The 23,934-nt window shown below is 65.6% G+C and carries 11 protein-coding genes; 3 read left to right on the forward strand and 8 right to left on the reverse strand.

What is annotated here, in order from left to right:
* Nucleotides 1–48: 48 nt before the first annotated feature.
* The 5 genes from GNK13_RS15620 to metG all read right to left on the reverse strand — a co-directional run bounded on the left by GNK13_RS15620 (nucleotide 49) and on the right by metG (nucleotide 8,744).
* A complete protein-coding gene (locus GNK13_RS15620; RefSeq protein WP_164103485.1) occupies nucleotides 49–1,821 on the reverse strand; it encodes a hypothetical protein in 1,773 nt (590 codons plus the stop codon).
* Between the two features lie 128 nt (nucleotides 1,822–1,949).
* A complete protein-coding gene (locus GNK13_RS15625) occupies nucleotides 1,950–3,293 on the reverse strand; it encodes a DUF1501 domain-containing protein (protein ID WP_164103486.1) in 1,344 nt (447 codons plus the stop codon).
* Between the two features lie 37 nt (nucleotides 3,294–3,330).
* Nucleotides 3,331–5,703 (reverse strand): DUF1549 and DUF1553 domain-containing protein, encoded by a 2,373-nt coding sequence (locus GNK13_RS15630; RefSeq protein ID WP_164103487.1) that lies wholly within the window; start codon nucleotides 5,701–5,703, stop codon nucleotides 3,331–3,333.
* 99 nt (nucleotides 5,704–5,802) lie between these two features.
* Nucleotides 5,803–6,681, reverse strand: coding sequence for an alpha/beta hydrolase (locus tag GNK13_RS15635; protein WP_164103488.1), 879 nt, complete (start codon nucleotides 6,679–6,681; stop codon nucleotides 5,803–5,805).
* Between the two features lie 2 nt (nucleotides 6,682–6,683).
* Complete coding sequence (metG, locus tag GNK13_RS15640) at nucleotides 6,684–8,744, reverse strand: methionine--tRNA ligase (RefSeq protein WP_164103489.1); 2,061 nt, start codon at nucleotides 8,742–8,744, stop codon at nucleotides 6,684–6,686.
* A 371-nt stretch (nucleotides 8,745–9,115) separates the two neighbouring features.
* Here metG and GNK13_RS15645 point away from each other — a divergent pair, with 371 nt between their 5' ends.
* Nucleotides 9,116–10,477, forward strand: coding sequence for a trypsin-like peptidase domain-containing protein (locus GNK13_RS15645; protein WP_164103490.1), 1,362 nt, complete (start codon nucleotides 9,116–9,118; stop codon nucleotides 10,475–10,477).
* 121 nt (nucleotides 10,478–10,598) lie between these two features.
* On the opposite strand, the gene GNK13_RS15650 is transcribed toward GNK13_RS15645, so the two are convergent.
* The gene (locus tag GNK13_RS15650; RefSeq protein WP_164103491.1) at nucleotides 10,599–13,727 is read right to left on the reverse strand and encodes a GAF domain-containing protein; all 3,129 of its coding nucleotides are present in this window, start codon (nucleotides 13,725–13,727) and stop codon (nucleotides 10,599–10,601) included.
* A gap of 374 nt (nucleotides 13,728–14,101) precedes the next feature.
* On the opposite strand from GNK13_RS15650, the gene GNK13_RS15655 reads away from it, so the two are divergent.
* Complete coding sequence (locus tag GNK13_RS15655) at nucleotides 14,102–15,397, forward strand: BBP7 family outer membrane beta-barrel protein (RefSeq protein ID WP_164103492.1); 1,296 nt, start codon at nucleotides 14,102–14,104, stop codon at nucleotides 15,395–15,397.
* A 136-nt stretch (nucleotides 15,398–15,533) separates the two neighbouring features.
* The gene (locus GNK13_RS15660; RefSeq protein WP_164103493.1) at nucleotides 15,534–20,888 is read left to right on the forward strand and encodes a DUF11 domain-containing protein; all 5,355 of its coding nucleotides are present in this window, start codon (nucleotides 15,534–15,536) and stop codon (nucleotides 20,886–20,888) included.
* Nucleotides 20,889–21,008: 120 nt separating this feature from the next.
* On the opposite strand, the gene GNK13_RS15665 is transcribed toward GNK13_RS15660, so the two are convergent.
* Nucleotides 21,009–21,956, reverse strand: a complete 948-nt coding sequence (locus GNK13_RS15665) for an ornithine cyclodeaminase family protein (RefSeq protein ID WP_164103494.1) — start codon at nucleotides 21,954–21,956, stop codon at nucleotides 21,009–21,011.
* A gap of 269 nt (nucleotides 21,957–22,225) precedes the next feature.
* Nucleotides 22,226–23,920 (reverse strand): cation:proton antiporter domain-containing protein, encoded by a 1,695-nt coding sequence (locus GNK13_RS15670; protein ID WP_164103495.1) that lies wholly within the window; start codon nucleotides 23,918–23,920, stop codon nucleotides 22,226–22,228.
* Nucleotides 23,921–23,934: the final 14 nt, after the last annotated feature.

Genomic DNA, 23,934 nt, shown 5'->3' on the forward strand with positions numbered 1-23,934 from the left:
GCGAAAGTTGCGGAAGGTGCTGCGCTGCTTTCGCGGAGCGAAAGGCGACTACTTGGCGAGGGTCAGCCAGACTGCCGAATGCTTGCCGGCGAAGGGGGGCGTGAGCGCAAAAGTTGCTGACCGTTCCAGCTCGGGAGTTCCTTCGACCAGGCCGACGATGCGGACGGTTCCGCCAGTCGGCTGAGCGTCCTCGGTCGCCTCGAGGACCAGGCTGACTTCCTTCTCCGTGGCTCCTTTGCCTTCGGAGACGACCGGTTTGGCCTCGACGCCTGGGGGCAATCCGTGGCAGCGGACGGTGATCGAGTCGGCCATTCCGGAGCGGCGCTCGACGGCGACGGGGATCGTGACGCTGCCGCCAGGCTTGAGCACGAAGCGGTTGTCCTTGAGCGTCAGGGCGAAGTCGGCCGCCGCCGGTTCGACCGTCAACCGGTAGACGAACCGCTGGCCGCCGCGATCGTGCAAATCTTGGACTTCGACCGCGTACTGGCCGTCGGCCGGCGGGTCGAATTCGAAACTCACGTCGCCGCGTTGGCGTCCGGCATCTTTCCTTTCCAAAATCTTGCGTTCGGCATCGCGGACGACGACGACCGGGTCGAGCGGGAAGGCGAGCTCACGCGACTCGAGCGTGATTCGCAGTCGCTCTCCTTTCGAGGCGGTAAACCGGACCGCACCGACTTCGCCTGCTGCGGCCAGTCGGCCCGAAGCGACGATTGGCAGAGCGACTTCGACGGCGTCGGTGAATTGGGGGTTGGCGGCGGGCAGGCTCGGCACGAGCACGGTCCGCTCGACCGTAGTCCGCTCGACTGTGGTCAGTTCGGCCGTGCCAGGCAGGTCGGGCGCGAACGCCCGCCAATCGGTCGCCCCATCGGCAGTTGGCTGGGGAGTGGCAGCGATGCCCTCCGGCGGCAGCCCGCTGCCGAACAGCCGGATCTCGGTCTCGGCGGCGGTCGAGCTCTCGACGGTCAGCGGCAGGGCGTGGTCGACGATGCCTTGGGGGCTGAGCGTGAGGCGATAGATATAGGGGTCGCCCCCCGCGAATCCGATGGTGCTGTTGGGATCGGCGGGGAATCCAAACGCACGGACGACGTAGGTGCCGGCCCGCTCGGCACGGAACTCGAGTTGGGGATCGAGTCCATGGGCGTCGTGGTTTTGCTCGAGCACGTAGGCTTCGGTTCGCGGCGGCAGCGGCGAGACCGACGAGGTGGGCTGCTGGACCAGTTCGGCGATCTGCAGGATGGCATCGACCGGCGAGCCGAGGATCGTTTGCGCCTGGAGCCGAGCCACGACCGACTGGCCTGCCTCGAGGGTGAACGAGAAAGCGTCGACGTCACCGGAGCGATTGAAACGACCGTTGACCGTCACCGGAAGCTCGACCGCTTGGCCCCATGCGAGCCGCTGGACCTCGTCTTTGTCGGCTTCGTCTGCTTTGGCAGCTTCGTCTGCTTTGGCAGCTTCGTCCGCTTTGGCAGCTTCGTCCGCTTTCTTGGCGGCAGCCTCTTGGGGCGGCCCGTCGTTCGGTTCGGCTTCGACGATCTCGGGCAACTGATCGAGGATCAGCGGTCGCAGATCGGAGGCTCCTTCGGCGTTAGTCAGCCGCAGCCAGTAGACGCCCGGCAGGGCTTCGGCTGCGGGCTCGACGCGGAACTTTCCTTTCTCTTCGAGCGGCGTCACTTTCAATCCGGGCGTATCGCACCAGACTTCGACGGGCCAGCTGCCGGGATCGCCGCCAGCGGTGATTTCAAACGCTTCGCCTCGCGGTCCACCGGCCGGGAAGAAATAGTTCAGCGTGGGTGCCGCCGCCGAGGCACTCGAAGTGAGCAACAGCCACGCAGCACCGTAGAGGGCACTGCGGCGGAAGAACCGGACGCTAGCGCGTGGCGGCTGATCGGACGAACAAGGACCATCAAGGGCACCGCGGCAGGCACGATCACGGAAAACGAGCACGTCGGTCAGCCCATCAGTTCGGGAATCGGGGAGGGATCGCTGACCAGGAGCGTCGGGCGACCTTCTTGGGTGTAGTAATGCTTGGTGAGATCCATCCCGAGTTTGGCATAGACGGTCGAGACGAAGTTCTCGGGCGACAGGACCCGTTCGACCGCCGCATAGCCACGCGGGTCGGTCGCTCCGATCACCTGTCCGCGGGGCGTGCCACCGCCGGCGAACAGGACGCTCATCGCGTTGGACCAGTGATCGCGGCCGCCGTCCTTGTTGATCTGCGGCGTGCGACCGAATTCGCCGAGCGCGATCACGAGCGTCGAATCGAGCAGCCCCCGTTCGTCGAGGTCTTCGATCAGCGTCGCGAGCGTGTTGTCCCAAGCGGGCATCCGCTTGTCGTAGGCGCTGAACAGATTCGTGTGGTGGTCCCAGCCGCCATCGTTGATCGTGATGAAGGGCACGCCCGCTTCGACCAGTCGCCGTGCGAGCAGCGCCCGTTGGCCGAACCCGTTGCGGCCGTACCGCTCGCGGACCGCGTCCGATTCCTGGTGGATGTCGAAGGCTCGCTGGGCGTCGGTCGAGGTCACCAGCTGGTAGCCTTGCTGGTAGAACTCATCGCCGGCCCGGACCGGATCGGCGGCCGCCTCCTCTTCGATCCGCTGCATCCGGTCGACCAGCTGGCGGAGTTCACGCCGCTGCAGGAAACGGTCATTGGCCAGCCCCCGCGGGATCGCCACGTCGCGGATCTGGAAGTCGGCGCGGTTCGGATCGCCACCGACGACGAACGGAGCGTGTTCGGCGCCGAGGAAGCTGGGGCCACCGGACCGCGTCATCGAGGGCAGGGAAAAGTAGGGGGGCAGACCGGGAGGCGAGCTGCATTCCCGCGAGGCGACCGAACCCATGCTGGGATGGAAGCTGACGAACGCGCCGCAGCCGACCGGAATCCGCGGCGGCGAACCGGTCATCATGTAGTGGTTTCCCGCTCCGTGATTGCCCTGGTTGTGGCAGATCGAGCGGATCACGGTCGTGCGATCGGCAATCCCCGCGAGCCGCTCCATCCGCTGCGAGTAGTGCACGCCGGGGAGCTTGGTCGCGATCGGGTGGTACTGGCCGCGGATCTCGACCGGAGCGTCGGGTTTCGGGTCGAACGTTTCGTAGTGCGAGGGCCCGCCGTCCATCCAGATCAGGATGCAAGCCTTGGCCTGAGCCGGACGCCTGCCGCTGCCGGGTTCGACGTTGCTGGCGGCCAGCGCTTGCGACCGCAGGGCACCGACCAAGCCACCGGCAACGATTCCCTCCAAACCCAGTTTAAGGCAGTCGCGTCGGGTGACGCCGGCACAGTTGCGATGCAGAGACATAGGATTCCCTTTATTCAAGGAGCCATAAACCGCGGGTTTAGTTCTGGAAGCTAAATTCGGGAGTGTTCAGCAGCGCCCACATCAAGTCTTCGGTCGCTCGCCGCCGCGAAGCGTCTTCGCCGGCGAACAGTGAGACGCCGAGCTTCCGTTCTTCCTCGTCTGGATAACGGGAATACACGAGCAAATACAGCTCGTTGACGATTTCGTCCGGCGAGAGTTCGCTCGCCGCCAAGCGGGCCGCGTTCCCTGCGTCGCTCGTGATCTTGGCGTGCAGGGCGGGTGAATTCATCAAGTGCAGGACCTGCGTGACGGTCGCATCGGGGCTCCGTTCGCAGGGGGGATCTTGGTTCGGGTTGGGGCGTCCGAAGGTGTCCAAGAAGACCGAATCGACGCGCGTCGTCCAGAGCTCGTTCGACCGCGACTCGGCGGGCATCGCCGAGAACTGGTCGCGGACGCCGGTGATGTCGTCGACCGCCCCAGAGAGCACTTCGGCCCGCAACCGCGAGCGATAATGCCGCGAGTAGTTTTGGCGATCGCCCACGTTCTGGGGCGTCGGCAGCGAGCTCAAGCCGTAGACATGCGAACTGGTGATCAAGCGAATCAGCTGCTTGAGATCGAAGTCAGCCTCTTGAAAACTCTCGGCCAGCGCCTCGAGCAGCGGTTCGTTGGTGGGAGGATTCGTGGCCCGTAGATCGTCGACCGGTTCGACGATGCCGCGGCCCATCAGGTCGGCCCAGACGCGGTTGACGATCACTTGGGCGAAGTAGGGATTGTCGCGGGAGGTGATCCACTCGGCGAGCGCGGCCCGCGGGTCTTCGCCCTCTTCGATCACCGGCGGTTCGCCGAACAGCGGTCGCGGAGGAAGGACTTCATCGGTCAGCGGGTGTTTGACTTCGCCGCGATTGGAGACGTGGATGATTTCCTCGCTCCCGGAGATCGGCGGCGAGAGTCCGGTTCCCTTGCGACCGATCCGTGCGAAGTAGGCGGCGAAGCTGTAGAAGTCGTCCTGCCCCCACTTCTCGAACGGGTGGTGGTGGCACTTGGCACACTCGAGCCGCACGCCGAGGAACAGCTGGCTGACCAGCGTCGTGATCTCTTCGGGGTCGCGGCGATCTCGGTAGAGGACCGTCGCGCCCATGTCAAAGCTACTGCCCTGAGCCGTCAGCAGGTCGCGGACGAACTCGTCGTAGGGCTTGTTTTTGCGAAAGTTGTCGCGGATCCAATGGTCGTAGTTGAAGACCGCTTTGATGCCCACGCGGTACGGGTTGGGGCGGAGCAAGTCGGCCCATTTGACCGACCAGTGTTCGGCGTACTCGGGGCGTTCGAGCAGGTGATCGACCACGCGGGCTCGCTTTTCCGGATCGGTGTCGGCGAGGAACGTGCGGACTTCCTCCGGAGTCGGCAGCCGGCCGATAACGTCCAGGTAAACTCGCCGCAGGTAGGTCGCGTCGTCGCACGGTTCCGAGGGGATGATGCCGAGCGACTGCAGTTTCTCCCAAACCATCTCGTCGATGAAGTTCCGCCGCGGCAGCTTGGCGAACGTCTCGGGGGCGACCGGCTCCGGCAGCGGGATTGCGACGTGGCAAGTCGCGATGTGATTCATGTAGCGAGCCATGATCGTGGCTTCGCCGGGTAGCGGCCCCGCTTTGACCACGCCCGCGTCGGTGACGTCGATGATCGCCGACTCGCTCGACTGGTAGGTCGTCTGGGCCGTCACGTCGCGGCTGCTGCCGTCGCTGTAGTACGCGGTCAGCTTCAGCGGAAACTCTTCCTTGACCTTCATGAAATGTTCAGTCGCCGAGATTTCGATCCGCTCCATCACCGGCTCGTTCGGCAGCCGCCGCGGGAGTCCCTGGGCAATCCAGCGGCGCAGGACTTCGTAGCCCTCATCGGCCGGATCGAGTTTGACACCGCCGCCGTGAGGGACTTGGCCGGTTCCCTTGAGCAGCAGCAGACTCATCTCGGGGACGGCGGGAAAGACGCGGCGCCCCCGCGCGTTGTGGACCAGCGCGTCGTAGTCGAAGTCGGAATCGAAACCCCACAGCGAAAGCTGAAAGCCGTTCTGGCCCCGCTGCTTGCCGTGACAGGCACCCTGGTTGCAGCCGTGGGCGGTCAGGATCGGCTGCACGTCCAGCTCGAAACTGACCAGGGACTCGGGATCCGCTGCGGCTTCCGAAGCGGCTGGCGATTCCGAAGGGGCTGCGGCTTCCGAAGTGGCTGCGGCTTCCGAAGTGGCTGCGGCTTCCCCGGTAGCGGTTTCCCCGGTAGCGGCGGGCTGCGTTTCCGCGGCCGACGCGTGCCGTTGTTCGAGGCCCCCCAGCGAGCAGACGCCGATCGAGCAGACGGCCAGCAAGCACGAGAAGACCCAAACGGGCGACAAAACCCAGGAGGGTGGGGCGGGGCGGGGCATGGCTTGGCAGGACGTTGGGGAGGCGGGACCGATGTCAACCACCAAGGGGACATACGGCGGGTTATCGCCATGATAAAGGGCTGAACCAAGCAAAAGCAACTATTTTGCTCCCGAATTTCCCTCCCCCTGCTGCTCCCACAACCAGCCGACCGCCTCGCGAATCGCCGGACGGTCGGCTTCGCTGAGCGGCGTATCGTGCTCGGCCCCAGCCAGCTGGACCGTTCGCTGCGGCCCGGGGTGGGCATCGCGAATGTGCTGCTGGAGACTCGGGGGGACGAGCGTGTCGGCGCCCGACTCGATGAACACGATCGGCGCAAAGACGCCCGTCGCCGTCGCCACGGCATCCATCTCGTGCGGGATCCCCGAGGCGACCCAGTTGCCGCCGCCGACCAGGTTCCACCAGCCGCCGCGGAGGCGGACCAAGTCGACCAGCGGTGGGGGATTGCGGAGCACCAGTCCGTCGACGCGGCGGCTGGCCGCCACGTGCAGCGCGGTCGCCGAGCCGAGGCTGTTGCCGCACAGCCAGACGACCGTTCGCTGGTCGCGACGGCGGGCCGCGACCCAATCGAAAAAGTGGACCGCAGCGGCAGCCACGGCCGCCAGCGACGCGCGGCCGGTCGACCGTCCGTAGCCCGGCGGATTGCACGTCCAGACTTCCGCCGTCCGGTGGCCGAGCAGCGAAGCGGGAAACAGCGTCGAACGCTCCGCCCGACCCGCCGTGCCCGGCAGTTTGAGGATCAGCAGCTCCGGCGGCTCGCTCGACTCCACGGGAAATGCCCGCGAGCCCTCGGCCCGTGAGTCGCCGCGTGGGAGCTCGCTGCCGGGGCACTGCCGCGCGGCAAAGCACTCGAGCGTCCCGGCGGGAACCACGCCCGTGGCGGCGAGCGGAATGGCGCAGGCCTGCAGCCCGCTCGCTTCGATCGCATGCCGCGAGGGTCGCAGGATCAAGCGGTTGGCTAGCCAGTGCTGCAGACGCATCGTCAGTGCACGCGCTGGCCGGGCTGGGCCCCTTCGTCGACGGTGATCACGAACACGTCGGGCCCGCCGGGGCCGGCCGCTGCGACCATCCCCTCGCTGAGCCCGAACTTCATCTGCCGCGGCTTGAGGTTGGCGACCATCACGACCAGCCGGCCGACGAGCTGGTCGGGCTCGTACGCCGCCTTGATTCCCGCGAACACTTGGCGACGCTCTTCGCCGCCGAGGCTGAGCGTCAGCTTGAGCAGCTTTCGCGCTTCCGGCACCTGTTCGGCGGCCACGACGCGGGCGATCCGCAAATCGACTTTGGCAAAATCGTCGATCGTGATCTCTTCGGCGAGCGGTTCGTCGGCGAGTGGTTGCCCGCTGTCGTTCCAGCGGTCCTCGGCAGTCCCAGCGTCGGGCGTGTCGGCTTGCGATGCGGCCGCTTGGTCGCGGTTCTCGTCAATCATCTTCTGCAGGTCCTCGGGTTTGACTCGGGTCAGCATGTGGGTGAATTTCTGTACGCTCCGGCCCGTCAGCGGCTGTTGGCTCTGCGCCCAGCGGGTGATCGGATCGCCGAGCAACTCGCCGCACCGCTCGGCCAACCGCGGCAGGACCGGGCTGAGATAGACGCAGAGCTGGCGGAACAGGTTGAGCCCGATCGTACAGACGTCGCGAAGTTCCGCCTCCCGGGCGGGGTCTTTTTTCAGGACCCACGGTTGGGCGTGTTCGATAAACGGATTTGCCGCGTCGGCCAGCTCCATGATCAGCCGCATCGCCCGCGAATAATCGCACGCCTCATAGGCCGCGGCGATCCGCTCACCCGCGGCTGCCGCGTTAGCGAACAATCCGCCATCGTCGGGATAGGTTTCCGACAGCCCCAGGGCGTGCGCGAACTTGGCGGTGCGGCTGGCCAGGTTGACGACCTTGCCGACCAAGTCCGAGTTGACCTTGTCGGCGAACTCGTCGATTCCCAGGTCGAGGTCCTCGACGCGAGGCGTCAACTTGGTGGCGTAGAAGTAACGCAGGTACGACGGGTCGAGATGCTCGAGATACTTTTCAGCCGTAATCAGCGTGCCAATCGACTTGCTCATCTTCTGGCCGCCGACGTTCAAGAATCCGTGGATCCGGACTTTGGTCGGCAGGCTGTAGCCGGCGGTTTTGAGCATCCCCGGCCAGAACAGGGTGTGAAAGTAGGTGATGTCCTTGCCGATGAAGTGATGGATTTCAGTCGCGTCGCTCTGCCACCAATCGGCCAGCTGTTCACCGTGGGCGGCGCACCACTGGGCCGTGCTGGCGATGTAGCCGATCGGGGCGTCGAACCACACGTACCAGTAATTGCCCGGCGAGTCGGGAATCTCGAAACCAAAGTAGGGAGCCGGCCGGCTGATGTCCCAGTCCCGCAGCTCGTCCGAGAGGAAGTGCCCTTTGAGGTAGTTGGCCGTCTCGCTCTGCAGGGCTCCGCTGTTCTCGACCCACTCGCTCAAAAAATCGTGCAGCTGTTGGAGCTGGACGAACAAGTGTTTGGCCGAACGCAGCTCGGGCGTCGCGCCGCTGAGCGTGCTCTGCGGGTCGATCAGCTCGCTCGGGCTGTAGGTCTGGCCGCAGGCGGAGCAGTTGTCGCCGGGCTGGTTGGGAGATTTGCATTTCGGGCAGGTGCCGCGGACGAAGCGATCGGCCAAAAAGGTCTGGGCGACCGGGTCGAAGAGCTGCTCGACGTCGCGCTCGACGATCAGCCCTGCGCCGCGGAGGGCTTGCCAGAATTGACCGCACAGCTCGCGGTTCTCCGCCGCGTTGGTGCTGCCGTAGTTGTCGAACTCGATGTCAAAGCCAGCGAAATCGCGCTCGTGAGCGGCCTGCATCGCGGCGATCAGCTCTTCCTCGCTGCGCCCCTCGTTGCGGGCTCGGATCATGATCGCCGTGCCATGCGTGTCGTCGGCACAGACGTAGACGCAGCGGTTGCCGATCAGCTTTTGAAACCGGACCCAGATGTCGGTCTGGATGTACTCGACCAAGTGGCCGATGTGGATCGGCCCGTTGGCGTAGGGCAGGGCGCTGGTGACAAGGATGCGGCGAGCGGTCATCGGATTCAGGATCGGAGGAAAGCGGTCGGCGACATTGTAGGAAAGTGAGCGGCCGGGTCAGCAGGGTGCTCAGCAGCAGACCAACATTCGTCGTCCGCAGCGAGCCGGATCTTGAAGGAAAATCGAAAAAATCCGCCTCGGCAAGGCGGTGCAAAAAGCTCCCCGTGGGCAACGCTTTAGCATCGAATGCTATCAATTTCGTCCCGGTTTTCCCGGGAAATTGCCGCGGCGTTGACCTTGCCCGGCTTGCCGATCCTCGGCACTATCCCGCCTCGCCCCGCGGGCATGGAAGCTCGCAATGCCAAGAGGCTTCACACGGATGTGAAATGCCTCTTGTGCAAGGGGGCACCCGCAGTCCAGGGAGGGACGACATGCTGCATTCCTTTGGTGTCCTCTTGTTAGCCGTCGCGGGGCTCGGTGAAGCCGAAGTCGGAGTCACCACCAACGACGCCGTGCTGGTCGAGTTCTCCTCCAAGCAGTGCAGCTTCTGCGAACAGATGAAGCCGGTCGTGGCCGAGCTCAAGGCCGAGGGCGTGCCGGTCCGGCATGTCGATGTCGACCTCGAATCGGAGATGGCGGTTCGCTACGGCATTCGTCAGCTGCCGACCTTCGTCGTAATCTCCGGCGGCAAGGAAAGTGGTCGCTTGGTCGGAATGCAGCCGACCGAGGTCCTCCGCCGGACCCTGGCCGCCAGCGCCCAGACGCGGATGACGCCCACCGGCGCCCAACTCTCCCGCCAAGCCGCCAACCTGCCCCCCAGCGTTCCGCAGACCCGCCTGCAGCCGGCTGCCAATGTGCCCGCTGCCAACGTGCCCGCTGCCAACGCCGCCCCTCAGGCCACTGGCAACCCTCAAGCGACTCCGAGCGACTCGCTCGCCGCGGCGGTGGCTCGAGCGGAAGCGGCGACCGTGCGGCTGCGGGTCTTTGAAGACGTCGGCTACGGCGTCGGCACCGGAACGATCATCGACGCCCACGGGGGCGAAATGTTGGTCCTGACCTGCGGGCATTTGTTCCGCGAATCGAAAGGGGCCGGACGGATTGAGGTCGACGTCTACCACCAAGGCCAAGTGCACACCGTTCCCGGCCAGCTCGTCGACTACAACGCCGACGATCGAGACATCGCGCTGGTGGCGATCGAGTTCAATCAGCCGATCCAACCGGTGCCGGTGCTGCTCGAGAGCGAGCAGCCTCGCAGCGGCCAGTCGGTATTCAGCTTCGGATGTGACCGCGGGGCCGACCCGAGCCGCCGTGACACACGGATCACCGGGATCAACAAATACAACCAGCACCTCAAACTCTCGAACGTCGAAATCTCGGGGGCTCCGATCGACGGGCGGAGCGGTGGTGGACTGTTCGATGACCGCGGCCGCTTGATCGGCGTCTGCAACGCGGCCGACTACGACGACGACATCGGCATCTACGCCGGTCCGGGCGAAGTCTACTGGCAGCTCTCCCGCGTGCGGCTGGAGCATTTGTTCCGGGGCGGTCCGCACAGCCCTGGTGGCGACGGCAATGCGGCCGCGGCCATCGCAGCGGCTCCCCAGCAGGCAGCTCCCAATCAGGCGGTCATCCAGCCGGTGTCGGCCACCGCCGATCAGCGGCTCGGCGGGGGCGATGATCGCGAAGTCATCGTGATCGTCCGCGACCGCAAGAACCCCGACCGCAACGCTCAGGTTGTGACGTTCGACACCCCGCCGCCGGGACTGCTGCAAATGCTCCCCAGCGGGCAGTAGGGGCAGCAGGTTTTACTGATCGTCATCAGCCGCCGGGCGCTAGCCCCCGGTTCCTGCAGACGCGGTAGGAACCGGACGCTAGCGCGTGGCGGCTGATTATGCGAGTACTAGGTACTGGACCTCACGTCTTGGCGAGCTTCGGGTGGCTGAGCAGCTTTCGCAGGGTTTGGATGCTGACCGGTTTAACCAGATGTTCGTCGAAGCCTGCCTCCTTCGACCGGCGACGATCCTCCTCTTGGCCGTAGCCGGTCAGAGCGGCCAGCAGCGTGTGCTCGAACTGGGGCTGCTGGCGGAGGTTCCAGGCGACGGTCAGGCCATCCATCTTGGGTAGCCCGATGTCGAGCAGGATCAGCTCGGGATCAAACTGTTCGGCCACGGTGAGCGTCGAAGGCCCATCGTGCGCCATGGCGATCTCGTGCGGCCCGAGTCGCTTCAGGAGTGCTGCGAGCATTTTCGCAGCCCCCACGTTGTCGTCGACGACCAAGATCCGTCGCCCCTGCGACTGCAGCGGAGCTTCGGTGGTCTCTTGAGGAATCTGTTTCGCCTCGATCGTGGGCAGCGAGACCTCAAAGCGGCTCCCGCGTCCGGGGCCCTCGCTGGCGACGCTGACTTTGCCTTGGTGCATCTCGACCAGGTTGCGGACCAGGGTCAGTCCGATCCCGAGCCCGCCTTGCGCGCGATCGAGGGACCGCGCCGACTGGGTGAACAAGTCGAAAATGTTGGGGAGCAGATCGGGTTCGATTCCGATCCCCTCGTCCTGCACCTCGACCAGTGCCCGCCCGTCGCGGTGGGTGGTGGTCAGCAGAATCTGGCCGCCGCGGTCCATGTATTTCGAGGCGTTGTTGAGGAGGTTCTCGACGACTTGGACCAGGCGGACCGGATCGGCGTCGAGCCACAGCGGTTCGTCGTGGAGCCGCACAACGAGTTCCTGCTGGCGGCTGGCTAGAGTCGGTCCGAGGGCGTCGACCGAACGTTTGATGATCGTCGCGAGCTCGACCGGCTCGCGCCGCAGCTCGATGCGTCCACGGATGATTCGCGACACGTCGAGCAGGTCATCGACCAGCCGTACCAGGTGCCCGACTTGCTCCTGCATCAGATGCACGGTTTCCGACTGCGGGAGTTCTTGCATCGCGAGGATGTCGAGACCGCTGCGAATCGGCGCCAGCGGATTGCGAAGCTCGTGGGCGAGCATGGCGAGGAACTCGTCCTTGCGGCGGTCGGCTTCGCGGAGCGCCGCGTAGAGCCGCGCGTTCTCGATCGCGACCGCCGCGCGGCGACCAAGCTCCTCGGCCAGCGCCAGGTCGTGCGGTTCGTAGTGCCGCTTCGATTCGGCGTAGGCGAACGACAGCACGCCGGTCGTCGTGTTGCGGATCTGCAGCGGCACGCACATCACCGAGCCGAGTCCGAGGCGGCGGAGCAACCGCAGATGGGGGTCGTGCCGAGCCGCCTCGATCCATTCCGGAGCGGCCAAGTCGGCAATCCATTCGCTTTGGCCGCTGCGGAGCACCGAGTACCCGCCGCGGGGCGCTTCGGGGTCGAGCGGGAAACGGCGGGTGAGTTCGCTCGCCAAGCGGACTTTGGCCGGATCGGCATGGACCACCGCCAAGCGGCGGAGGGCGCCGTCGGCATCAATCAGGTCGACCGCGCACCAGTCGGCAAAGGCGGGGACCGCCAGCCCGGCGACCCGCTGCAGGGTGCTTTCGTAATCGACGATCGCCGCCAAGCTGGTGCTGGCATCGGCGAGGAACCGGATCGCGTCCTCGCTCTGCTTCCGCTGCGTCGCGTCTTCGGTGATGCCCGCGACGCGGTAGATCTTGCCCGACTCGTCCTCGATCGGGAACGCGCGATCCCACATCCAGCGGATCGTGCCATCGGGGCGGACCAGGCGATACTCGAGCGATGACTGTTCGCCGCGGATGTACCGCTGTTGGTTTGCCAGGAATCGGGCCTGGTCGTCCGGGTGCACCGCCTCGAGGAAGAATCGCGGATCGGCGTACAACCGCTCGCGGCTGCGCCCGGAGATCGACTCGTACGCCGGGCTGATGTACAGCATCCGCGGAGCGTGGGGGTCGAGCATCCAGAACACGTCGTCGATCTGTTCGGCCAACTGCCGAAACCGCTGCTCCGATTCCTGCGTCCGCTTGTACAGCCGCGCATTGTCGATCGCCGTGGCGGCTTGCGTCGCGATGCCCGCCAGGATCCGCTCGTGCCGCTCGGCGAACATCCCCGGGCGGCTGTGGCAGAGGAACAGGCTGCCGACGGCACCCCCGCGGCGGGAGATGACCGGGACCGCCAGGTAGCTGCGAACCAGCGGATGGGGCGCGGCGGTGGCGTCCTCGAGCCGCACGACCGAGGAGCTCTGCAGCGTGCTGTGGATCAGCTCGGCGTTGCGGGGATCCTGGAGGAACCGAGTCAGCGGTTCGGCGGCGGTCCCGGCTCGGGCCGCCTCGAACGAAGGCTCCTCGCGCTCGTTCTCCACCTCGTAGAAAAAGACCCCCGCTTCGCTCCCGGTGACGTGCAGCCCCTCTTCGATCACGATCTGGACGATGCTCTCCAGATCGAGTTCGGCGGCCAGCAGGTGGCCGACGCGGTTGAGCGTTTCGGCCACCAGCGTCTGTTCGCGGAGTCCGGCTTCGGCTCGCTTTCGCTCCAGGTACTGGCCGACCTGCCCAGCCACCGTGGCCATCATCTCCAGCAGGTCTTCATCCGGTTTGCGGATCTGCTGGTTGAAGAACTCAAACACTCCCAGGCATCGCTGGCTGACGATGATCGGGACGGCGAAGGCGCTGTGCAGCCCTTCGTGGGTGGCCCACTGGGCGCGGGGGAAGTCGGCTTCGTGACGGACTTCCCGCACCCAGGTCGAGCCGCCGCTGGCCCACACGCGGCCCGGCAAGCCGCGATCGTAGGCGAACGTCTGCTCGCGGCTGCGGGCTTCGAATTCGACCAGCGGCAGCCCCTCGCGATGCCAACTCTGCTGGCACCGCAGCGCGTTTGTTTCGCGGTCGACGACCCAGAAGAACCCAATATCCCAGTGCAACCCATCACAGACCGCGTGCAGGACCGCGGTCACCGCTTCGTCGATCGTCGGCACCTCGGCCAACACGTTGGTGACCGTCTGGCGAACACGGCGAAGATTCTTGATGTGGATGCGTTCGCTCAGGGAAGCCGCGGAGAGATCGTCTGCTTGTGCGTTGTGGCTCTCCTGGTGCACCGAAACATCCACCTTCGCTTCGAAAGACGCCCTACCCATGACCGGAGCGGTCTCCGCCATCGCGCTTTGAATCGTTGAGCGGTCTCGCCGGTGTTGTGCCCGCTCGCCGGTGTTGTGCCCGCTCGCCGGTGTTGTGCCCGCTCGCCGGTGTGGCGCTCGCCGGTGCGGCGCCCGGGGCCATGGCTCGCATTATCAAGGATTTCGCCGGCCGCGTGAAGCAGACCGCGGCGATTTCAGCGGCGGGATGCGTTGTGCTGCATTTTTGCTTGGCGTGAATTCCGGCTTGACGCGAAAGTCGGCTTGACGCGAAGGAAAGAAATTGCGGAGCCTTCGGCCGCACCGCCGGAGAACTTGAGCGTTTTTTCGCGGCCCTCCCCATTTTTTTGAACGACGTTGAACCCGGAGCAGATGCCTTGAATCCTCGCTTGGTCTTCCTCCTGATCACGGCGGTGTCGGCTGGGTTCAGCGTGTCACCGGCAGTCGCCCAGCAGTTGGCTCCGTATCCCGCGGGCGGGCCGATGATGATGCCGCCGCCGGGAACGTGCGATCCCTACGCTCGACCGAATTTTCCGGTTTGGGGGGCTCCGGTGCCGCCGCCGCTGGCGCCGATCGCCGCCCCGCTTCCGCTGGCCGAACGGTTCTGGTTTCGCGGCGAGTACTTGCGGTGGTGGACCAAGGGAATGGAGGCCCCGCCGCTGGTCACCTCCAGCCCCGCCGGGACGCCGCAGAACGAAGCGGGCGTGTTGGGCTTCCCCGATACGAGCGTGCTGTTCGGCGGCGGCGAGCTGAATGACGACGCCGCCAATGGGATGCGGTTTCGGACCGGGTTTTGGATGACGCCTCACCAATCGCTGGGGATTGAGGGAGAGTACTTTGAGCTGTTCACCCAGGAGGACAACTTCGCCGCCAGCAGCGACGGGTCGGTCATCCTCGCCCGGCCGTTCTTCGACACGAACAACGACCGCGAGACGGCTCAGCTCGTCGCGTTTCCGGGGCTCGTCGCTGGCGATATCGGAGTGACCAGCGAATCGGATCTGCAGTCGATCTTGATCAACGCCCGGGTTGCGTTGAATTCGGCATCCACCGCTGCCTATCCGACGCTCTACCCGCCCAACCGCGTCGACTGGATCGTCGGTTACCGCTACTTGGAGCTCAGCGATCAACTGTCGATCGTCGAGGATCTCGAGTCGCTCGGGCCGCCGGTCGGCACGATCGCCTCGTCGGAGTCGTTCTCCACCAGCAACGAATTTCACGGGGTCCAGCTGGGCGTGCTCCATCAAGCGAACATGAACCGGCTGTGGCTCGAATCGATGCTCCGCGTGGCGATCGGGAACAACACCCAAAACGTCCGCGTCCAGGGGACCACGGTGATCACCGAAGGGGGCGTGCCGGAAACTTACGAAGGCAACCTGCTGGCTCAGCGGACGAACATTGGCAGCCGCGAGCGATCGGAGCTGACGATGATCCCCGAGGTTGGGGTCACGCTCGGACTGCGGATCACCGAACGGCTGCACGCCACGGTGGGCTACTCGATCCTCTACTTCCCAAATGTCGTCCGCGCCGGCGAGCAGATCGACCGGGATGTAAACCCGAATTTGATTCCGCCCGAAGTCGTTCCCTTCTCGGGGGCGCTACGGCCAGAACCGCTGTTTGACGAAACCGACTACTGGGCCCACGGGCTCAATCTGGGGGGAGAGTTCCGCTTCTAACGCAGAACCGGAACAACCGCTGCGAATTCCCTCAAGCGGCCATCTTGCCTAGGGTACTTGTTCGGCCACGCCTGATGTGACACACACAGGGCTGGCAGTACGAACGAGATCATCCCCTTGGAAGGTAGCGCCTTCGATGAAACGCAGTCCTCTCCGCGTGCGCGAGTCGCTTGCTCGCTGGTTGTGGCAGGATCAACTCTCTCGGAGCGGAGCTCGTTTTCGACCACGGCTGGAGTCGCTCGAACCGCGGCGGTTGCTGGCGGTCGCCACCGACCTGGCCTCGATCAGCGGCCGCGTCTTTGACGATGCCACGGGTAACGGCTACACCCCGGGCGAAGAGATCGCCGCCGCCGAGCTGCGGCTCTACCGCGACAACGGGGACGGCGTCTTCGACCCCTCTGCCGGAGACGCGCAGGTCGACACGGCGGTCACCGATGCCGCCGGGCTGTACGAGTTCGACCGGCTCGAAGCGGGCGACTACTTCGTTCTGCAACCGGCCCAAACCGCCGACGGGCGATCGCTGCAGCGGAGCGTCTCGCCGCTGATCCAAATCGACGCCGAAGCGGTGCAGGGCGAAGTCCTGATCTCGATCGACAGCTTCGATACGACCACGCAACAGGTCCGCGACGAGACGAACGACGGCGTGCCGGTCACCTCCTCCGTGCTGGCACCCGACGCGATCGGTGGCGAACGCGATCTGTTCGTCAACAAAACCAGCGCCAACGGGGCGATCCAGCTGAGCGTCAACGATCCGCTGCTCCCCGATCTGCTCTCGTTCGACTCCCTGCAGTTCGGCGACGGCATTCGCCGCGTGATCTGGGACGGAATCGATGGCGACGCGGCGACGATCGACGACACAGGGCTCGACGGGGTCGACCTGACCAGCGACGGGGTCTCTACCGGATTGTTGCTGCAGATCGGGGCCGACTTGGCCGGAGGCACGGCGGTCGTGCGGCTCTACTCGGACGACGGCACCGCCGGTACGGCCACGCGGTTCAGCGAGTTTGAAGTTCCGATTCCCGCCACCGGTGGACTCCCCGAGACGCTCGAGTTCCTCCCGTTCGCTGAGTTCGTCGCTAGTGGCGGCGGTGTCGACCTGACGAGCGTCGGTGCGATCGAGCTGGAGATTACCGGCCGGAGCAACGTCAATGGAACGGTCGAGCTGGTCGGGACCGCCGGGCCGACGGTCTTCACGGCGAACTTTGCCAACTTCGAAGCGGCCGACCTGAGCCTCACCAAGACGGCCGACGACGAGCGGCCTTCGGTGGGTGAGAACGTTACCTTCACCGTCAGCGTGCTCAACTCGGGACCCGACACGGCGCGCGCGGTGGTCGTCCGCGATCTGCTGCCGGCGGGATTGACGCTCGTCACCGCCACTCCTTCGCAGGGCGACTACGACTCGACGAGCGGCGAGTGGGAGTTGGGCGATCTGAGCAACGCCGCGACCGCCACGTTGACGCTGGTCGCGACGGTGGTCGAAGGAGGCCCCAAGACCAACACGGCCGAGATCATCGCCTCCGATGCGTTCGATCCCGACTCGACTCCGGGCAACGAGAACGCTGAAGAGGATGATCAAGCCAGCGTGGTCGTGGTTCCATCGATCGCCGATCTGTCGCTGACCAAGACGATCAGCGACGCCAGTCCGAACGTGGGCGAGGAAGTCACCTTCACCGTCACGGTCCAGAACGCCGGCCCCGATGCGGCGAGCGGGGTCACCGTTCGCGATACGTTCCCGGCCAACGTCGCGCTGCTCGAGAACACGCCGAGCCAAGGCACTTTCGATGCGGCCAGCGGCATTTGGACCGTGGGCTCCTTGGCCAATGGCGCGCAAGCGACGCTGGTCCTGCGGGGCCGCGTGACCGCTTCGGGGACGGCGAGCAACACGGCGGAGATCACCGCGGCTCGCCCCGCCGATCCCGACTCGACTCCCGGCAACAACGACCCCGACGAGGACGACCAAGCCACGGTCGCTTTCACGCCGCAAGTGGCCGACCTGTCGCTGACCAAGACGGTCGACCAGGCCACGCCGAGCGTCGGCGAGACGGTCACGTTCACCGTCACGCTGAGCAACACCGGTCCCGATGCGGCCACGGGGATCGCTGTCGCCGACCGGCTGAGCGAAGGGCTGCGGCTGGTCTCGGCGACGCCCAGCAGCGGCAGCTACGACGCCGAGAGCGGCGTGTGGAGCGTCGACAATTTGGCCGCTGCGGGGACCGCGACGCTGACGGTTCGGGCGGTGGTCGAGGAGCTCAGCACCCAGAGCAATACGGCGGAAGTGACGGCGGTCGATCAGTTCGATCCCGATTCGACTCCGGGCAACAACGTGCCGGCCGAGGACGATCAGGCGAGCGCCACGCTGACTCCGCCGAGCGCGGACCTGTCGCTGACGAAAACGGTTAGCGACGCGAGCCCCAACGTGGGCGACGAAGTGACGTTCACGGTGACGGTCACGAATGCCGGCCCGAACGAGGCCACTGGAGTCGTCGTCACCGATTCGCTGCCGGCCAACGTGACGCTCGTCAGCGCGTTCCCCGATCCGGCCAACCCCAGCCAAGGCGACTTCGATGCCGCCACGGGAGTGTGGACCGTGGGGACGCTCGCTCCCGACGGGCAAGCGACATTGGTGCTCAGGGCCCGCGTCACCGCCAGCGGCACCGGAACCAACACGGCCGAGATCACTGCGGCGAGTCCTGCCGACCCCGACTCGACCCCTGGCAACAACGACCCCGACGAAGACGATCAGGCTTCGGCCAGCTTCACTCCCCAGGTCGCCGACCTCGCGCTCACCAAGACGGTCGATGAGGCCGCACCGAGCGTTGGCGATACCGTCACCTTCGAAGTCACGCTGACCAACGAGGGACCCGACGCAGCGACCGGAATCGTGGTCACTGAAACTCTTTCGGAAGGTTTGCGGTTCGTCTCGGCGACGACCAGCAGCGGCAGCTACAACTCCGAGACCGGGCTGTGGAGCATCGCCAGTTTGGCTGACGCGGCGACCGCAACGCTCTCGATCGTGGCGGTCGTCGAAACCGCTGGCGACCAAAGCAACTCGGCCGAAGTCACCGCGGTCGATCAATTCGATCCCGACTCGACGCCCGGCAACGCTGACCCCGCCGAGGACGATCAGGCCAGCGTGGTCGTGGTTCCCTCGATTGCCGATCTGTCGCTGACCAAGACGATCAGCGACGCCAGTCCGAACGTGGGCGAGGAAGTCACCTTTACCGTCACGGTCCAAAACGCCGGCCCCGACGCGGCCAGCGGGATCACCGTTCGCGATACGTTCCCGGCCAACGTCGCGCTGCTCGAGAACACGCCGAGCCAAGGCACTTTCGATGCGGCCAGCGGCATTTGGACCGTCGGCTCCTTGGCCAATGGCGCACAAGCGACGCTGGTCCTGCGGGGCCGCGTGACCGCTTCGGGGACGGCGAGCAACACGGCGGAGATCACCGCGGCTCGCCCCGCCGATCCCGACTCGACTCCCGGCAACAACGACCCCGACGAGGACGACCAAGCCACGGTCGCTTTCACGCCGCAAGTGGCCGACCTGTCGCTGACCAAGACGGTCGACCAGGCCACGCCGAGCGTCGGCGAGACGGTCACGTTCACCGTCACGCTGAGCAACACCGGTCCCGATGCGGCCACGGGGATCGCTGTCGCCGACCGGCTGAGCGAAGGGCTGCGGCTGGTCTCGGCGACGCCCAGCAGCGGCAGCTACGACGCGGAGAGCGGCGTGTGGAGCGTGGAGAGTTTGGCCGCTGCGGGGACTGCGACGTTGACGGTTCTGGCGGTGGTCGAGGAGCTCAGCACCCAGAGCAACACGGCGGAAGTGACGGCGGTCGATCAGTTCGATCCCGATTCGACTCCGGGCAACAACGCGCCGGCCGAGGACGATCAGGCGACCGTGACGGTGACTCCGCCGAGTGCGGACCTGTCGCTGACGAAGACCGTTAGCGACGCGACTCCCAACGTGGGTGACCAGGTCACATTCACGCTCCGCGTTGCCAACGCGGGACCGGACGCGGCCAGCGCGATCGTCGTTCGCGATCAGCTCCCCGCAGGGCTCACGCTGGTCGAAGTGGTCGAGGGCATGGGAACCTACGACGCCGCGACGGGCGAATGGACGATCCCCACGCTCGCCAGCGGTGCTTCGGCGGAACTCGTGCTGCGAGCCACGGCCGATGCACCGGGGGAGATCACGAACGTTGCGGAAATTCAGTCCAGCAGCCTTCCCGACCCCGACAGCACTGCCGGGAACAACGATCCCGACGAAGACGATTACGCTGCGGTGACGCTTTCGCCCGAGCTGGTCGATTTGGCGTTGGCCAAGACGCTCGACAACCTGACGCCGAACGTGGGCGATACCGTCGCCTATACGCTGTCGCTCAGCAACGAAGGCCCCTCGACCGCGACCGGCGTGGCGGTCACCGACGATTTGCCCGAGGGTGTGACGTTCGTGAGTGCGACGCCCAGCCAAGGGACGTATGATCCGCAGACGGGTATCTGGACGGTCGGCGAGGTCGCTCCGGGAGTGACCCCGACGCTGCGGATCGAAGTGACGGTCGGCCGCACGTTGGGAGCGACGAACACGGCGGAAGTGACCGCCAGCGACCAACCGGATGTCGACAGCACTCCGGGCAACGCCGAGCCGGGCGAGGACGACATCGCCACCGCCACGTTCACGACCCAGGTCGCCGACCTGTCGCTGACGAAGACGACCGACGACACCGCACCGAATCGCAATGAAATGGTGCGGTTCACGCTCACCTTGAGCAATGCGGGACCCGACGCCGCTTCGGCCGTCTCGGTTCGCGATCTGTTGCCCGCAGGGTTGACGTTTGTCTCGGCCACACCGAGCAGCGGGACCTACGACCCGGTGACTGGGCTGTGGACGCTGGAGGATGTGGCTCCCGACAGCAGCGAGACGCTGCTGATCACGACGACCGCCACGGCGCCCGGCGTCGTGGTCAATCGCGCGGAAGTCGTCGCCTCGACCCAGTTCGATCCCGACAGCACGCCCGACAACGGTGACGTCGACGAGGACGATTTTGCTTCGGTGACCGTAACACCTCCGCTGGTCGATATTTCGGTCGCCGCGGAAGTTGACAATGCGGCTCCGCTGGAAGGGGAAGTGGTGACGATCACCTTCACGACCAGCAACATGGGTCCGCAAACGGCGACCGACTTGCTGCTGCAAACTCAGCTGCCCGAGGGGCTGACGCTCCTCTCCGCCGAGCCGACGCGGGGCACTTTTGATCCGGCGACCGAGCGGTGGCGGATCGAGTCGCTCGCAGCCGAGGAGCAGGCCCAACTCGTGCTGACGGTCCGCGTCGACACGGCCGGACCGCGGTCGATTCCGCTGGAGCTGATCGAGCTCGACCAGTTCGATATCGACAGCACGCCCGGCAACGGCGTCGAGAGCGAAGACGACCAAACAGCCGCCGTGCTGCAAGGACCGCGGCTACTCAGCAAGCGGTTGTTCCTGGCGCGGTAGCTGAGGTGGGCTCGCGCAACATCAGCCGCCACGCGCTAGCGTCCGGTTCACACGCTCGCGCCGTTCGGCTGCGCGACGGAAACCGGGGGCTAGCGCCCGGCGGCTGATGAATCATCCGGGCTAGCCCCCGGCGGTTGATGAATCGGAATTCTCGGTCGCTCGGTGATAGATCCGATCGGCCATCGCCACGTCGGCCGAGGCGATCCCGACCGATTTGAAGATCCGCAGCCCTTCGGCCGCAGCGATTTGTTGAGGAGCGAAGTAATCGGCGAGCCGAACGGCTTGCTCGAAGCGAAAGATCCCCTCCCGCTCGGCGGCAATCAGTTCACCCGCTTCGATGCGGCACGAGGGGATGTCGTCGCACACGACCTGGCTGGCCCGAGCGACCAGCGATGGCGGAAACTCGATCCGGTTTTCGGCGTTCGAGCCAGCGGCGACCAGCAGCCGGCACTCCTCGAGCCACGCGTTCTCGACGACCGGCTCGGAGGAGGTGGTGATGCAGACGACCACGTCGGCGCCAGTGGCAGCCGAGCGAGCGTCGGGAGCGGCTTCGATCTTGCAGCCGATCCGCGGTTGCATGGCCGCCGCGAATCGCTGCCGCCGTTCGGGGTTTCGGCAGTAGACCGACGCTTCCGCGACGCGGTTGGCGTGGCAGATCGCCTCGAGCTGACTTTCCGCCTGCCAGCCGCAGCCGAACAGCGCGAGCCGCGAGATCGGCTGGCCGTAGAGCTGTCGGACGGCCAGACCAGTGATCGCTCCGGTGCGGAGCTGACCCAGCCGGTCGGCTTCGATGAGCGCCAGCAGCTGGGGATCCTCGGTGTCGTACAAGCCGACGAGAAACTGGGCTCCCTGCCGCGTGGTGAGATACTGCTTCCAGCCGACGCGATTCAAATACGCGCAGCCCCCGATCAGCCCGTGCAGCATCGCTCCCGGCACGCGAACCCGCTGCCGCGGCCGACACTCGGCCAGCCCTTCGGCAGTGGCTCGCAACAGCTCTTCCACCACGGCCACCGCGTCCGCAACGCCCACCAGCGAAGCGACCTCCGCCTCGGAAATCCAGCGCGTCATTGAGAATACCTTTTGGTGTGGAAAAAGGACGCGAAGAGCACGAAGGAAAGATGGGGAGTTGAACCACGGATAACACGAATAGCACGAATTTTTAACTTTCGGCTTCGCCTTTTCATCCGCGTGCTCCGTGTGATCTGCGGTCCTTCCCCCCTCCACGCATCGATTCGTTTGATTCGTGTCATTCGTGGTTGTCGTCCCGGCCAAATCCGGACATCGAAAACACAGTCGCCTGCGGCTTGCCGTTAAACGATTGTTCTACAATGTCCAGTTCAGCTCGCCCGCTCGCTTTTGAGGCAGGCCAGGAACTGGGTGTAGTTTTCCGACTCGACCGCTTTCTCGACCGTCCGTGGATCGCTGAACAGGTCGGCCATGTCGGAGAGCAATTGGAAGTGGATCTGGCGATCGTCATCGGGTGTCAGGAGGAGCAAGATGATGTGGGCGGGCAGCCCGTCGGGCGAGTCGAAGTCGATCCCGCGTTTAGAGATCCCGACGGCCACGATCGCTTGCGTGAGCCCTTCGATGCGTCCCTGAGGGATGGCGATTCCATTGCGAAAGCCAGTCGCTCCAAAACGCTCGCGAACCCAGACGGTTTGTTCCAGCTCGACCGGATCGAGCGGCTGCCCCTCGCAGACGCTCACCACCAGTTCGTGAATCACTTCCCGCCGCGTCTTGCCGGTGAGCTTGCTGATGAAGTTCCGTGCTTGCAGGAACTGGCTGAAGCGTTTCGCTTTCTTGTGCCCCAGCAACGTCTGGATGGCGATCCCGCTGGTCATCGAAGTCACCAGTGCCATGACCACCAGAGCCACGAACATCCGCTCGCGGATCACTCCGGCTTGCAGGGCGAGCAAGCCGAGGATGATCTCCATCGCTCCGCGAGAATTCATGGCAAACCCGACGGCGAGCCCTTCGCGGCGGGGGAAGCCGACAAGCCAAGCTCCGGCGGTGCAGCCGACGACTTTGCCGAAGGTCGCGATCAGCAGCACGCTGAGGACCATCATCAGATCGAACGCGGCCAGGAAGTTGACGTGCAGCCCGATGCTGGCGAAGAACAGCGGCGCGAAAATGAACGACACGAACTGGTCGATCACGGTTCGAGTCCGTTCCCGCAAATGCCGCGAGTCGCCGAGCGCCACGCCGAAAATGAAAGCCCCAAAAATCGCGTGGATTCCGATCCACTCGGCGAGCGCCGCGCTCAACAGGGCCAAGGTCAGCGCAAAGCCGAGGATTCCCCCGGGCCAACTCGTATGGGCCTGGATCCACGGCAGCACGCGATCGATCAGATAGCGGCCGGCGGTCAGCATCAGCAGCACGAACAGCACGGTCATCCCGACCATGGAGCCGATCGGCAGCGGGGATGCCTCGTGACCGATCATGCTGAGGATCATTGCGAAGATGATCCAGCCGACCAGGTCGTTGAAGATCGCCGCCGCCATCACGACCATCCCAAAGTCGGTGCGGTACAGATTCAGATCCATCAGCGTCTTGGCGATCACCGGGAGCGCGGAGATCGACAGCGCGGTGGCAAAGAAGAGGGCGAAGATCAGCGGGCTCGCCCCGCGATCCGCGCCGAGCACCCCCGGAGCGAAGTAGGCTGGAAAAAAGCCGGCGGCAAAGGGCAACGCCATCCCGGCGACCCCGATCCAGAGGGCCGAGCGTCCCTGTCGCCAGACGGTCGACAGATCGACCTCCATCCCGGCGACCAATAAGAACAGCGTGATCGCGAGCGTCGTCAGCGCGCTCAAGGAAGAGGCGACCGGGCCTTCGGGAGGGAACAGCGCGGCGGTCCACTCCGGAGCGACGGCGCCGAGCAGGGTTGGCCCGAGCAGGATCCCGGCTAGCAGCTCGCCCAACACGGCAGGCTGGTGCAGCCGCAGGGCGAGCTCGCCGAGCAAGCGGGCGATCCCCAGCAAGACGCCCACACCGAGTAGGAACGTCGCAATGTCGTGGTGGGAGAGGCCGTTCATCGCACCGCCCGTTC

Origin of the sequence: Candidatus Laterigemmans baculatus, from assembly GCF_010367455.1 — a bacterium.
Lineage (GTDB): Bacteria > Planctomycetota > Planctomycetia > Pirellulales > Pirellulaceae > Laterigemmans > Laterigemmans baculatus.